13 protein-coding genes and 2 pseudogenes are annotated in these 13,263 nt (G+C 71.7%); 6 read left to right on the forward strand and 9 right to left on the reverse strand.

Translation table 11 applies throughout. The features are described from left to right. Positions 1-1,150: 1,150 nt before the first annotated feature. The 4 genes from ACWDBB_RS35400 to ACWDBB_RS35415 all read right to left on the reverse strand — a co-directional run bounded on the left by ACWDBB_RS35400 (position 1,151) and on the right by ACWDBB_RS35415 (position 4,361). Positions 1,151-1,387 carry a hypothetical protein gene (locus tag ACWDBB_RS35400; RefSeq protein WP_449793516.1) on the reverse strand — a complete coding sequence of 79 codons (237 nt, stop codon included), beginning with the start codon at positions 1,385-1,387 and terminating at the stop codon, positions 1,151-1,153. A 546-nt stretch (positions 1,388-1,933) separates the two neighbouring features. Continuing rightward, entirely contained in the window at positions 1,934-2,074 is a 141-nt protein-coding gene (locus ACWDBB_RS35405; RefSeq protein WP_153471551.1) for a hypothetical protein, read from the reverse strand. Positions 2,075-2,658: 584 nt separating this feature from the next. Then, on the reverse strand, positions 2,659-3,390 hold the full coding sequence (locus ACWDBB_RS35410) for a hypothetical protein (protein WP_449793517.1): 732 nt from the start codon (positions 3,388-3,390) through the stop codon (positions 2,659-2,661). A 275-nt stretch (positions 3,391-3,665) separates the two neighbouring features. Further along, positions 3,666-4,361: a hypothetical protein gene (locus tag ACWDBB_RS35415; protein WP_449793518.1), complete on the reverse strand. Its 696-nt coding sequence runs from the start codon at positions 4,359-4,361 to the stop codon at positions 3,666-3,668. 249 nt (positions 4,362-4,610) lie between these two features. Here ACWDBB_RS35415 and ACWDBB_RS35420 point away from each other — a divergent pair, with 249 nt between their 5' ends. Beyond that, on the forward strand, positions 4,611-5,231 hold the full coding sequence (locus ACWDBB_RS35420; RefSeq protein ID WP_449793519.1) for a GNAT family N-acetyltransferase: 621 nt from the start codon (positions 4,611-4,613) through the stop codon (positions 5,229-5,231). Positions 5,232-5,882: 651 nt separating this feature from the next. Here ACWDBB_RS35420 and ACWDBB_RS35425 read toward each other — a convergent pair. Beyond that, the gene (locus tag ACWDBB_RS35425; RefSeq protein ID WP_449793520.1) at positions 5,883-6,167 is read right to left on the reverse strand and encodes a hypothetical protein; all 285 of its coding nucleotides are present in this window, start codon (positions 6,165-6,167) and stop codon (positions 5,883-5,885) included. A 742-nt stretch (positions 6,168-6,909) separates the two neighbouring features. Between ACWDBB_RS35425 and ACWDBB_RS35430 the strand changes: the two genes are divergently transcribed. Then, positions 6,910-7,230, forward strand: coding sequence for an NAD(P)H-binding protein (locus ACWDBB_RS35430; protein ID WP_449793521.1), 321 nt, complete (start codon positions 6,910-6,912; stop codon positions 7,228-7,230). Between the two features lie 429 nt (positions 7,231-7,659). Here the strand turns inward: ACWDBB_RS35430 and ACWDBB_RS35435 are convergent, their stop codons facing one another. Continuing rightward, a complete protein-coding gene (locus ACWDBB_RS35435) occupies positions 7,660-7,974 on the reverse strand; it encodes a helix-hairpin-helix domain-containing protein (protein WP_449793522.1) in 315 nt (104 codons plus the stop codon). Positions 7,975-8,031: 57 nt separating this feature from the next. On the opposite strand from ACWDBB_RS35435, the gene ACWDBB_RS35440 reads away from it, so the two are divergent. The 4 genes and pseudogenes from ACWDBB_RS35440 to ACWDBB_RS35455 form a co-directional block, all read left to right on the forward strand. Then, positions 8,032-8,625 (forward strand): TetR/AcrR family transcriptional regulator, encoded by a 594-nt coding sequence (locus ACWDBB_RS35440; RefSeq protein WP_449793523.1) that lies wholly within the window; start codon positions 8,032-8,034, stop codon positions 8,623-8,625. Continuing rightward, positions 8,622-10,454 carry an alpha/beta fold hydrolase gene (locus ACWDBB_RS35445; RefSeq protein WP_449793524.1) on the forward strand — a complete coding sequence of 611 codons (1,833 nt, stop codon included), beginning with the start codon at positions 8,622-8,624 and terminating at the stop codon, positions 10,452-10,454. Before ACWDBB_RS35440 ends, ACWDBB_RS35445 begins: the two co-directional genes overlap by 4 nt. Before the next feature lie 51 nt (positions 10,455-10,505). After that, positions 10,506-11,054 carry a hypothetical protein gene (locus tag ACWDBB_RS35450; RefSeq protein WP_449793527.1) on the forward strand — a complete coding sequence of 183 codons (549 nt, stop codon included), beginning with the start codon at positions 10,506-10,508 and terminating at the stop codon, positions 11,052-11,054. After that, positions 11,006-11,173: pseudogene (locus ACWDBB_RS35455) on the forward strand (IS630 family transposase); the annotation flags it as partial. The gene ACWDBB_RS35450 and the pseudogene ACWDBB_RS35455, both read left to right, overlap by 49 nt. A gap of 125 nt (positions 11,174-11,298) precedes the next feature. Here ACWDBB_RS35455 and ACWDBB_RS35460 read toward each other — a convergent pair. The 3 genes and pseudogenes from ACWDBB_RS35460 to ACWDBB_RS35470 form a co-directional block, all read right to left on the reverse strand. Next, positions 11,299-11,445 (reverse strand): annotated as a pseudogene (locus ACWDBB_RS35460) (transposase); the annotation flags it as partial. Between the two features lie 89 nt (positions 11,446-11,534). Beyond that, positions 11,535-12,083: a SixA phosphatase family protein gene (locus tag ACWDBB_RS35465; RefSeq protein ID WP_449793525.1), complete on the reverse strand. Its 549-nt coding sequence runs from the start codon at positions 12,081-12,083 to the stop codon at positions 11,535-11,537. A 454-nt stretch (positions 12,084-12,537) separates the two neighbouring features. Then, the coding region (locus ACWDBB_RS35470) for a hypothetical protein (protein ID WP_449793526.1) at positions 12,538-13,263 on the reverse strand (726 nt) is incomplete at its 5' end.

Raw genomic sequence — 13,263 nt, forward strand, 5'->3', positions numbered from 1 at the left:
CCCCGCCGGGGGGCGGAAGCCTGCGGCTTAAGCTCCCGCTGACGCGGGAGCGGCGGTGCTGACGCACCGCCAGGTGCGGGGGTGCCGCCTACGGCGTCACCGTGCGTGGCGTGGCCTCGGCTACGCCTCGGCGGGTAGTGGGTGGTTGGGGGAATTCGCCTGCGGCGAAATTCGTGGGCGCGGCACGCGCCGTTGGGGTGGGCGTCGGGCGTCGCTGCGCTCCGCCTATCTGGTGGCTTTTCCCCGGGCCTACGGCCCGTCAACCGGTCGGCTTTCCCATCTTGTTGGGCTGGTGTTTTCACGGCCCTACGGGCCGGATTGCTGGCAGGGTTTCCCGGGCTACGCCCGGGGGGTGAGCGTTGACGATGTGACGCGAAATTCGGGTAGTAGGCCATCCCTCCGATCGGGCGGGGGTGCCGGCCGGGGCCTGCGGCCCTCGGCGTTGACGATGTGTCGCGGACTTCTGGTATCAGTCACAACCCCACCCCTGGGCCCCCTCCCGGGCCCGGCCGGTGGGGCGCTCAGGGGGCGGATTCGCCTTGCGGCTGCTGGGCTGGCGGCCCATCCTCCGCTCGTGGAGCGGGGCCTGCGGCCCCCGGGAGACGTCCCCGGGCCACCGGTGCGGCCCGGCCCTCCCCCGTCCCTGTGGCGGGCCCTCACGGACGCCCCGCACGGCGGCCCCTGACGGGCCCCCAACCGCGATCCCAAACCGGGCATCCGAAGCGTATCCGGCGGCCTTTCTCCGGCTTTCGTACAGCTCTATCGTACCGGTTCCCCTGCGGGCGCTGGAGGCGAACAGGCAACCTCGCGGCAACCGTCCATCCCGGCTCTGTCCGGCCGCACTTGCGGCGGGAATGCGAATTCTCTTTCTCTCCCTTTCAGGGGGGCAATCCTTAACCCTTCCGGGGCGCAGCGGTGAGGAATCGAATTCGGGCACGCCGAAAATGGGCCTACGGCCCTCCACGCCGACACGGTGACCACCCTTCCAAACCGCCCAGAAAATCCCGCCCAGCGTCAACGAGGAAATCCCCGGGGCAGCGACACCAAACCGAACACCGGACCAGGACGACGGGGAGCGCGGCCCGCGACGGCCGGGCAACCCAGGAGCCGGGACGGCCAGGACGGGCGGTCAGGACGGGCGGTCAGGCCGCTACCAGGGCGGGCCCGGGCCACCGCAGCAGGACGGCCAGGCCGGGCGCAGCGGGACGGCCTGGCGGCCGACCAGGACGGCAGCCAGGCCAGGCACGGGCGCGGCCCGGACGGCGACCAGGACGGCCCGGACGGCGGCGAGGACGGCGGCCAGGCGCAGCAGCACGGCAGCGCAGACGGCGGGGAGCAGCCGGGGCCGGCGGACCGAGCGGAAGGTGCAACACGGCAGGTACCACACGCCCAGCCGGGCCCCTCCCAACCACATAACACCTGGTCAGACCCGCAACACGGCCCCGTGTTCCACCCCCGCGCAACACCGCGTTGCACCCCGCGTTGCACCCCGCACCCACCACCAGGCCGCCGAACACCACCACCAGGAGAAGGCCGGCCCCGACAGCGGCCGCCGTCCCGGCCGTACCCCGGACGGCGGACCCGGGACGGCGTCGGCGACCCCGGACGGCGGCCAGGACAACCGGCTCCTGGCGGTCGCCGGCACCGGCAGCAGCCACCACCCCAACAGCAGCCGCGGCCCCACCCCGGCACCTGTCGCACCCACCTGTCGCGCCCCCACCACACACAGGGAATCAGCGGCATCCGCCCACGTCACACGGCGCGACAGCACCCCACGCGACAGCAGCACGCGACAGCACTCGCGACAACCCCCACCCACCAGGGACGGCGCCGGAACGGTCTCCCGGACACCACCAGAACAGCCCCGGGGCGGCCTGACGGCCACCCAGCCGGAAGCGAGGCCGGCCAGGACGGCCGGGTCAGCCTCGGGAGCTCATAGTGGCCAGTCGCTGGCCTCCTGCCGGGCGATGTCACACCCCGCGGCGTGCCCCCAGTTCCGCCCGCACTCGATGCAGCGCGGGAGCGGCCGGTCGTCGTCGGGGTCCAGGTACTCGTCCCACTCGTCCTCATCCATGCCACGGTCAACGACCAAAACGACGAGAGGTGCCCGCCCAGTGCCGAACGGCGGCCCAGCGAGCCGGACAGGGCGCAGCGAGGCGGGCACGGCCTGGACAGCGACGCAGAGGGGCCCGGACGGCAGGCCCGGGACGGCGGCACCCGGCCCGGACCACCAAACCGAACACCAACCCCCGCCATCACCCCCACCCAGCAAATCCGACCCAAATTCAGACCACCACCAGCAACCAATCCGCCAAAACAACCGGGCGGAAATACCCGGCGGAATTCACCCCCGAAAACAACCCACAACACCAAGCCGACCCCCAAGCAGGCCGACCCGACCCCCGACCCCACCCACCACCACGCACAGACACCAAACCCGCCCCGAACACCCACCCCGCCACCACCCCGACAGGCACAACCAAAGGTCCAGACAATACGCTGTGCGGGGCCATTCCACGCCCACCAACACCAACAGGTCACACCCGGCGGCCCTTCGCCGGGTAGAGCTTTGCGTGGCGCACGCGGTCCTCCACCACGGATCGTCTGGAGTGGAGACCAGCGCGGCCACCAGCTCGCGCTTGGTAGGGACCGGCAGCATCAGCGGGCCCAAGTCCTTTGCGGCGCGGTCCTTTGCGGCGCGGGCCTGTACGCACTCGGGGCACTCCAGCCGGTCCGGGGCCGCCTTCTCCCGCAGCTCCAGCTCCGAGCCCTCCTTCCCCCCGATTGAGCCCCGGCACGTCCAGCACGGGCGCAGCGCGGCGTTCGCTGCGCGGGCGGCCTCCAGTTGTTCTTCGGCCTCCCGTTCCAGGCGATCCCGCGGTCCTGGTGGCAGGGCCAGCAACGGCCGCCGGGGCGGCGGGTCCACTCGACCTGTCCCTTCGGGCCGTACGCCCAGGTGCTCTCCTCCTCGGGAACGTCGCCGCAGTCGATGCAGACCAGGGAGTCCATCAGCTCCTGGTGAACCCGTTGCTGCTCGTCCTCGCGGGCGGCCTGGCGCAAGTCGTAGGCGGCCCGGTTGTTCGGGTTCTCCAGCGACTCGATGAGGGAGTGCCGGCCCGCGCGGCCGAAGCGCCACCACACCGGCCCGAGCGGCCCGCGGGCGGCCGGCAGCTCCAGGGTGGTCGCGACGATGGGCACGGCGTCGTCGTACTCGCGCCAGCCGTCGTCGTTGTCGTCGCGGACCTCTCTGCACCACCGGCCGCGCCAGCAGTCGGCGGACAGATCCGCGGCGACGGCCTGCTGCCGGTTGGCCAGCGCGACCGGTCCGGCGTCGGCGACGACCACGGCGGGTACCCGGGCGGCGTGTGGCCGGGCCAGGTACGGCGCCACCAATGCACTGTACGGTCGGCCGGCTCCCGGTCGGCGAGGGCCGGGTCGTTGTCGCGGACCTTGGTGCGGAACAGCTCGCGATAGCCGGGGGGAACTTCGCGGCGACGTCGGCCGGGGCCATGGTCGAGCGGTCGACCTCGACCATCAACACCGGCACCATCGCCCTACGACCGGCAGGTACCGGGACCGACGACAGGCATGCCGCTCACCCGGAAGACGGCGCCATCGCCCCCGTCCGGGGCCACAACCGGGATGATCGGGCACCGGGCCGCCGGTCAGTCCTTCGCCTCGACCTCGACGGCGGCCCGGATGTCCAGCGTGCGCCGGGCGAGTTCCTCGGGCTCGCTGGCGCCCGTCTCGTCGACGACGATGCCGACGGTGGTGCCGTCCGCCCAGGCGCAGGTGGTCTGGGAGACGGCCGGGTAGTCGAGCACCGCGCAGTCCAGCGCGCCTCCGAGGGGGCCGGCCGGGTAGTCCTGGCGCTCGGCCACCACCTCGCCCGACAGGTCGTTCACCGCCAGCCTGCCGAAGTACTTGTCCAGCTCCCGCCGGACGTCCGGGTAGCTGCCGGTCAGCCCGACCACGGTCAGCGTGGTCCTGACCGACCCGGCGGCGCCGTAGCCGGCCACCGTCAGCTCCCGGTACGGCCGCAGGGTCGTCATCCGCCGCTCGTAGTCGGCGCGCAGGGCCAGGGTGCTGCCCTCGTCCGGGAGCCGCACCTGGTCGCCGATCCGGTCCGCGAGCACGATCCGGTGCCGCGTCGGGGCGCCGGCCCCGGTCACCGCCGCGACGGTCAGCGCGGCGAACAGGCCGACGACCACGACCCCCATGATCACGGCCTTGCGGGGCACCCGCCGGTACCAGGGCAGTGGAGCCACCGGCACCAGGGTGTTCGCCCAGATCGCCTGGAGGCCGCTGGGCTTCCCGGCCTCCCGGGCGCCGTCGGAATCGGTCGTCCTGTCACTCTGCACGGGGCCGGATCCTACGTCAGCGCCCGCAGGGCCCGCCGGGGTTTTCCTGGCGCTGGTCGGTGCGGCGATGGCGCCCGGCAGGGCGCTGCGGGTATTCCAGCCGGTCCGGGCCGGCCGGCTCCCGCAGCTCCAGTCCGGCGTCGGCCTTCTCACCGATCGGACCCCGGCACGTCCGACACGGAGGCAGCGCGGCGTTGGCCGCGGGCCGCCTCCAACCGGGCCTCGGGCTCGGCCGGGTAGGTTGCTGGCATGGCTGAGCTTGGACCTGTGGTGTGGCCGTCCGCTCCGCTCAGGACGCCTCGGCTCGTGCTCCGCGAGTCCGAGGCCCGGGACCGGGCGGCGTATGTCGAGCTGCTGACCTCCTCTCAGGTGCGCACCTACCTCGGCGGTCCGCGGCCCCGTGAGGACGTCGAACATGCGCTTCCCGAAGTACCGGGGCGGCGTCCCGGTACCTTCGTCGTCGACCACAGCGGGCAGATGATCGGCCTGGTGACGTTCGACCGGCGCGACACGGCGCGACCCGGCCGCATCCACCCGCACGGCAACGACGCCGAGCTCAGCTACATGTTCCTGCCGACAGCGTGGGGACGGGGATACGCAGCCGAGGCATGCGCAGCGGCCCTGCGCTGGTTCGCCGGGGCGCTATCCGCAGAGCCAGTGGTGCTGTGCACCCAGGCCGCCAACGACCCCTCGGTGCGCCTGGCCGTGAAGCTGGGAGGTGGAGTCCTTGGCGACCCTTCGGGCCTCGCCGAACGCGGCGGTGAACAGCTGCTCGGGCACCGGGTGCAGGCGCAGCCGTTCCTCGGCCAGCAGCTCGGCCGGGATCCGGTGGGTCTCGCGGTGGATGCGGTCGTTCACCTCCGTCAGTGAAGATCCCGGTGTAGCTTCGGCGCGGCCCGCGCTTGCGCACGCCCTTCACCCTCGTCCGCGCCGGAGGCGTCGTACGACAAGAGGAGTCCCATGCGCTGAGGGGCCCCCGCAGAGCCGGGGCCACTCAGCGACACACCGTGACGAACCTGCGTGAACCAGATCACACTGCGATCCGGGCCCTGCGGCTTAACACCGCTTAACGTCTGACCCGTCTGAACGCATGTCACCGCGATTCTCAGTGCGGGGACACCGGACGATCGCTGCGCTCCTCCCGGCTCGCCGGGACGGCGGGCGGCGGCTGTCCGAAGGGAAACCCGGAGCCGGTGCGCGACTCGGCAAAAGTTCACTGCATTAGCTGACGCCCCAGGACCTGGAGGGGACAACCCCTCCGGCCAGGCGCGTTCGCCCCGCCCGGGCCAGCCCGGGCGGGGCACTACCCCATCCGCCCACCACCGGCCCGGACGCCGCCGGATTGCACCGCACCGCCCGATCCGGCGCAGCCGGCTGCGCACCGGCAGCTCGGCGCAGCGCGAGGACCGTGGTGCGGGTGCATCCAGGCGGTTCGTGAGCGTGCACAGCGTGGCGGGAGAGTTCGGGCTTCGCCGTGGTCGGCGGGGCCGGGCCCGCGCGGTGCGGGCCCGGCGTGGCAGTTCAGTGGGTGGCCGGCTCCTGGAGCTGGTGGGCGATGTCGCCGGTGGGCAGGCTGAACGGCCCGCACATCCCGTCGCTGGTGGCGGGCAGGCCGTCGATGGCCACCCGCAGGGCGTAGTCGGGGCTGGGCAGGCCGGTGGTGTCGGGCATCGGCGGGGCCATGAGTGCCGCGAGGTCGGGATATCCAGGTAGGTTCGGCAGGGCGGGCGGAAGCGGGGCGGGGGCGTCTTCGTCGAGGCGGGCGGCCTGGTGGAACCAGTGCTTTGCGTCGCGCAGCTCGCCCATGCGGATGTGGTGGAGGTAAAGGCAGCCAAAGTGCACACATGCGTATCTGGAGTCACCATAAGGGCATCGCTGGCGGCCATTGAGAGGCCGTCAATGGCAACGGAGTGTGGCGATGCGTTCTGCCGACGACCTGACAGATTCCCAGAAGAAGGCCCTGGAGCGGATTGCGGGCGACCTCGGTCAAGTCAGAGAGCGGCTCCAGTCGCTCCATGGGGAGGCACGATCCCTACTGTCGGACGGTGACTCCGATCCCGGCCCCGACGTCTTCCCCTGCCACGTCTGCCACAGGTGTCCGGACTTCGAATTTCCAAAAACTGCGACGAGAGGATTGGACTGCGCAAGGCACGGCTGCGGCCACAACATCACTTCACACGACTTCTTCTGACCGAGAGCGGCCTGGCTGACCTGAAGTAACCGCGTTCTGGCGGGGAAACCTTGGGCAGACCGTAAGCGTGTAGGCGTCATCCCTCCCACCGCGAGCTGCGCGAACGCGGCGCACGCTGCAGCTACAGCACCCTGCGCGACTACGTCCGGCCACTGCATCCCGGCCGCAGGGCCGAGGCAACCACACCGCCGATGGCCCGACCCCCCTCGCCCCGCGAGGCTCCCCGCTGGATCACCTGCCACCCCGACCACCTGCGCGAAGACGACCAGCAGCAGCTCAGGAGGCTGCTCGCCCGCTCACCCGAGCTCACGGCCCCGCCTCGCGGCGCTCATCGCCGAAGCGGGCGAGGTCCGGGCGGTGCTCTACGCCGCCGGTGCAGGACTCGGCGACGCCCCCGGGCAGCCCAACCGGGTCGACCACGACGCGATCCTCGCCTTCGCCGACGCCACACGGACCGCCGGGGTGCGCCGCTTCGTCATGCTCTCCGCAATGGGCGCCAGTCCGACCAGGTCCTGCCCGGCCGACCCGCTCGTGGCACGCAGCCCCCTTGACTGCACCGTGGTACGGCCAGCCTGGTTCCGCGAGGGCCCCGGCACCGGCCGAGTCCACCTCGCCGCCACCACCGGCCGGGCGAGATCGACCGGGCCGACACCGCCGCCGTCCTCGCCACCCTGCTGACCGTCCCCGCCACCAGCCCGTCCCTTCTGGAACTCGTCACCGGTCCCACCCCCGGCGGCCAAGACCGTCGCCCAGCTCACCCAGACCACCCAGGCCCCCGGCTGAAGCGCCCCCGGACGGCCGCAGAGCGCATCCCCTGGGACGGCCAGAACGGGCTTCCGCGCCCGCCGTCGGCGCCCCACCCCTGTCCCGGCTCACAGGTGGAACCACGTGGAGAGGCCGTCATTCACCCGGGTGAGCCTGACCGTCGAAGCACTGGCCGCACCGGCTTCGTGGGCGCTGCTGTCGCACTGGCTGCCTGGCCACAACCGCTCAGCCCTTCCGGCAGACAGCGCCGGCTTCGGGCGCGGATCGACGCGTGGAGCGCCTGCGGGCTCCTACGCCGCGCGGACTGGTACTCGGCTGCCACGACTGCCCACGGGTCGAGTTCTAGCCATCGCCGAAGTGGCACAGCAGTACACCTGCCGGCGCTGCGGCGCCCGTCAGGCCGGCCTGGAGCCGGTCCTCGCCGGTCTCGGACCAGCCGAGCGACAGGGCGACCTTGTCGGCGAGGCGGAAGCCGAACCCGCGTACTTCGGTCAGGCGGTAGGAGCGCTCGCGGAAGGGAGCATCGACCGGAATGTCGCCGACTGGCTCGGCAAGGCCAGCCGCGCTCCCCGGGTTCTTGCGGCCCGCCCGCAGACGGACCGCCTCTCGGGGCGGGAGGGCCGCCCGGCCGGGTGCGGTCGGCACCGAGGTGGACATCGCTGCGACAAGCTTGAGGCACTTCACAAAATCTATAGACCGGTCTATTTTTGAGTCATGGATGGAACCAAGGGAGCCAGGACCAGCTCGCGACTGGCGGAATCGATGCTGGAACTGATCCAGCGGCACGGCTACAGCGGCACGGGACTCAACACGGTGGTGGAGCACGCGGGCGCCCCGAAAGGGTCGCTCTACTTCCACTTCCCTCAGGGGAAGGAGGCCCTCGGAGAGAAGGCCGTCGAGCTGGCGGCCGCGCGATTCGGCTCTCTCGTCGCCGACTCGGCGCGAGGGTCGGCCACGCCGGGTGAGGTGGTACGCCGTGTGATCGACGAACTGGCCGGGATGCTCGACGACAGCGACTTCCAGCTGGGATGCCCGGTCTCGGTGGTGACACTGGAGATGGGTGCGCAGAGCGAACGTCTGCGAGACGCCTGCGCCCGTGCCTTCGAGTCATGGATCGCGCCGGTCAGCGACCTGCTCAGTGCGCACGGCCGCCCTCGTCCCGCCGCCCGGGCCCTGGCGACAGCCGTGGTCAGCATGGTGGAAGGAGCGGTGATCGTCTCGCGTGCCCAGCGGTCCACCGAGCCGCTGCACTGTGCCGCCCAGGCGATCACCGTGCTGCTGGAACAGAGCGCGGAGGCTTCGGCATGAGCGCGGGGGACCGGCATGCACTGGTGCTGGGTGCAAGCGGCTTGATCGGGCGCCACCTGGTACTCGCGCTCGGCCAGGCCGGCGTTCGAGTCAGCACGGCCAGCCGGAGCCATGAGTCCTACCAGCGGCTGACTCGCTGGCTGGCCGGGCGCGGGTACGACCAGAGCCCGGCCGACCTCCGGGTCAACTTCGCCAAGGCGTCACTGATCGACGGCGAGTGCGACCACATCACCGAGATCTACAACTGCGCCGGCGCCTACCGGTTCGGCATGTCGGTGGATGAGGCGCGTCGCGCCAACGTGGACAGCGTCCGCGCGGTCGTCGCGTTCGCGGCGCGGCTGCCGAACCTGCGCCGCCTGGTTCAGGTCTCCGGATACCGCGTGGGCGGGCAGGACGCCGCCCCGTGGAGCGAGGAGTATCGACAGGAGGCCTACCGGGCCCTGGGCGCCTACGAGGCGTCCAGGGCCGAGGCGGACGCCGTCTTCCAGGACCTGGCAGGGCAGTTGGGCGTTCCCTGGTCCATCGTCAACCCGGCCAGCGTGATCGGCGACAGCGCCACCGGGGAGTCCGACCAGTACCTCGGACTCGCCTCCAATATGAAAGACCTCTGGCACGGCTCGCTTCCCGCGCTCCCGGGCAACGGGCACACGTTCGTCCCCGTGGTCGCGGTCGATTACCTCGCCCGTTTCATGACGCTGCTTCCGATGGACGAGGCCACCCACCGCACTGCGTACTGGACGCTGGACGACGACACGCCCGCACTGCCCGACCTGCTCACGCTCATAGCGGAGCACTACGGTGTCAAGGCACCCAGGACACGGGTCCCGGTGTCCCTGCTCAAGCGGCTGCCCCAGTGGCTCACCAAGGCCGACCCGGAGACCCTGACGTTTTTGTCGACCGACCGCTACCCGACCGATTCGGCCCGTGCCTTCGCCGCCCGGCACGGGCTGGCCATGCCGGACACCGCCACGACGATCCGCCGCTGGGCCGACCACCTTGCAGCCCACCGCTTCGGCGACGCCCCCGCAGGTGACAGACGATTCACCAAGCTGGGCGGGATACGGACTTTCGAGCTCGGCAAGGCAGGCGCACCCACGGTGGTGCTGCCCGGTCTGCCGGTCAACGCCGACACCTGGGCGCCGGTCGTCACGGCGGTCGGGCACGCGCGCGCCGTCGACCTGCCGGGGCTGGGCATGAGCGCCGGATGCCGCGAGGACTGGCAGTCCTGGCTGACCGCGCTGGTCACCGAGACCGGTGCCCGTCACTTGGTGGGTCACTCCATCGGCGCCGCGGCCGCCGTCGACGCCGCGACCGCCCACCCCGATGCGGTGGATCAACTCACGCTGGTGTCACCGTTCTTCCTGCAGGGGCACCCGCCCCGCACCGTCAGGCGGACGGCCTTGACCCGCTGGTACCTGAGGCGGACACCCCCCGAGGCGCTGGCCGAGCGGCTGACCGGCACCACGGGCCACGCGGCCGCGCTCCGGTCGGCTGTCGCGGATCTCCGCCGGGGCACCGTTGGGGCTACCGCCGCCGGGCTTCTGGCCGCCACGGCGAACCCGCAGTGGCGTGCTGACCTCCAGGCCAAGCTGCAGCACTACCCAGGGCGTGTCCACATCGTCCTGGGCTCCGACGATCCGCTCACCGTCGAGGGACAGTCGCTGCTGGACACTCTCCCGCACGCCACCGTGACAGTGGTTGCCGGCGCGGGGCACCATCCTCAGCTGACGCACCCAGAAGTGGTCGCTCAGGCCATCGGTCCGCAGACCGCCTTCCTGAGCTCGCACAGTGAACCCGGCGTCAGGGCGGCACGCGTACGACCGCGGTGACGAGGTGCTTGGCAGTCGAGTCAGGGCCTCGGCTGGCTGGGCGGTGGCGTCGTGGATGTCGGCGACCTCCCGCAAACGGTCCGCGTTGCGCTTCAGCCGCCGACCGACCGGTTCGGGGGAGGCGGCCGCCAGGATATCCAGCTCGCCGGCCCGCTCGCGCAGGCCGGCAGCGTGGGTATCGGTGCGGACGGCGTTGCCGCAGCCCGGCTGGCAGGCGTACTGGTTGGGCGCGGTCACATCGGTATCCGGGTCGCACAGAGCCGTGTCCCGTTTGAACACGCAGATCAGGTGGGCGTCGGGGTTGTCGAACAGGACCATTCCGTCGCGAGCGAGGAACGCGGCGGCCTTCTTCGCGAACACCTTGTGGACGGTGCGGCCTTCGAAGCGGGGTGTGGTCGCGGCGGCGGTCAGGGCACGGCGGGCAGCCGGGCCGGAGATCTTCTCACCGGCGGCGATCCGCTCGTGCAGGCGAGCCGCGGTGTCGGCGGCGGCGAGAGCCGTCTCGACGTCGAGCACGCTGTGGATGCCGCGCCGGCTGCGGGTCCCGTACCCGCCGGCGACGCGGGCGTCCAGGACCGTGCGCATGTGCCCGTACTGTGAGGTCGATCCGGGCGGCCCGCCCGGACGGCGCCCCGATCCACGTCATCCTGGACAACCTGTCGGCCCACAAGGGCCAGCAGATCAGGCGCTGGGCGGCCAAGAACCGCGTCGAGCTGTGCGCAGCGCGTCGTGGACCCGGTCCCAGGTGCCGTCCGCCGTCCAGGCCCGGAACCATCGGTAAGGCCGCGTCCCACGGTGCCAGATCGTGCGGCACCAGCCGCCAGGCCCATCCGCTGACCAGCACGTACAGCACGGTGTCCACGACCAGCCGACGCGGGAACTTCAGCGGACGACCGCGCCGTCGCGGATCCCGCTCCGGCAGCAGCGGCTCGATCACTGCCCATCGAGCATCCGTCAACGACGAGTCAGGAGCGCTCGCACGAGCAGACACACATGACGGTGATCTTCGCGGATGCCTCAAACGCGAAGATCACCGCCAGTGCATCGCGCCACGGAGTTGATCACTTGCCCAACACTTTCTCAGCCCTGCGAGGGGGTCCAGAACGCGGTGATCCTCGCGACGCCGGGCCCGAGCCCCTGCCAGGAACCGTCGAAATCGAGGACGGCCACGGAGGCGGTCGGGAACCCGGACTCCTCCACCCGCTCGGAGAGGCCGTCGTCGGCTTTTCCGGTGAGGAACCCGACCAGCTCGGGCAGGCTCGGATTGTGTCCGACGAGGACGAGGTTGCCCACGTCGTCCGAGGTCTCCCGCACCATCGCGACCAATCCGGCGATCCCCGCCTCCCGCCGATGGATGTCCACGCTCAGGTCGTAGAGCCCCCGTTCGTGGACCGTCTCGGGGAGCCGTGCCAGCATGGCGCCCACGCGCTCCCAGGTCTCCGTGGTCCGGCGAGCTCCGGACACCCGCGCGAGATCGGGCGTGATGCCGGAACCCGCCAGCCACCGCCCGGCCCGGGACGCCTCCTCCTGCCCTCGCCCGTCGAGCCGCCGTTCCTCGTCGACCGTCGTCTCCCGCTCGGCCTGCGCATGACGGATCAGAACGATCCTCCGGCCGGTACCCGTGATCACGTTGGCCTCCCCTTGTCCGCCGGCAGCGGTGCGGCCCGGTGGAATCGCTTGATCCTTTGCATCCGGACACTACCGGGACGGCTCCGGCGCCCGCGTCCGTCGGAGCAGCCGGCGGCTCGACGACGAAGCCAGGGCATGGGCTGACGACAAGACCTGCGCCAGCCGGGCGATCCGCCGTCTGCTGCGGCACCGGGGCATCGTGGTGACCCCCGAGCGTAGAGGCCAGGGGGCCAACCGCCTGCGTCCGTGGTGACCTCGGTGTGGAGCCGGACGGTGACGAATACCGATTCGACGACCTCGATCACGCCGACCGCCTCGCCGACGACCTCAACAACCAGTAGTGATCTGTTAACCCAACACTTTCTGAGCCGTCGCACCATGGACACGACGAAGGGGCCGGCCTCCCGAGCAGTGGGAGACCGGCCCCTTCGGCCTTCGGTGCGGGCCGCTGGCGTCAGCGCTGGACGGTGGGCCGCAGGGTGGTGACGGCGCCGTAGTGGCCGTCCGAGGCGCCGCCGACCTCGATCCGCACCGGCGCGGCACCGGTCCGCTTCAGGCCGACCCGGAAGGTGTACTCGACCGGGTTGCCCTTCATCACGCCCACCAGCTGGGCCGGCGCCACCCCGAGGTTCCCGTTGCAGTCCTCGGTCACCTCGAAGGACTTCCACTCGCCGCCGACCTTCGCCTCCATCGTGACGTCCGACGCGGACAGGCCCTCGCTCGCGGAGGAGGACAGCCGCACCACCGGGCGCAGCAGGTGAGGTCCGTCGGGCGAGGCGACCTTGAAGGTGAACTCGGTCGGGGTCTTGCCGACGGTGAGCGGGGTCGGCTTGGAGGCCGAGGCCAGCGTCGGGCGGTGGCGGTCGACGACCTTCGTGGTCACCACGCTCTTCGTCATGTCCGTGTACGACGTGGTGTGCGGGGCCGGGGCGTCCGCCTCGACGGTGAGGCTGCCCGGCTGGTTGCCCGCGTCGAGAGCCATCCGGTACTCGACGGTGCGGCTCTCACCCGCGGCCAGGGTGAAGGCCGCGTCGTTGCCGGTGCCGGCGTAGTCCATGCCACCGCCCTGGCTCAGCGCCGGCAGGGCCTTCCAGCCGGAGGCGTCCTTGCGCTCCAGGGTGCCCTGCGCCATGGAGAGCATCCGCTGGCACTGCGCGCCCTCGTACTGCTGGGTCGCGAC

This window comes from Kitasatospora sp. NPDC001095, from assembly GCF_053598615.1.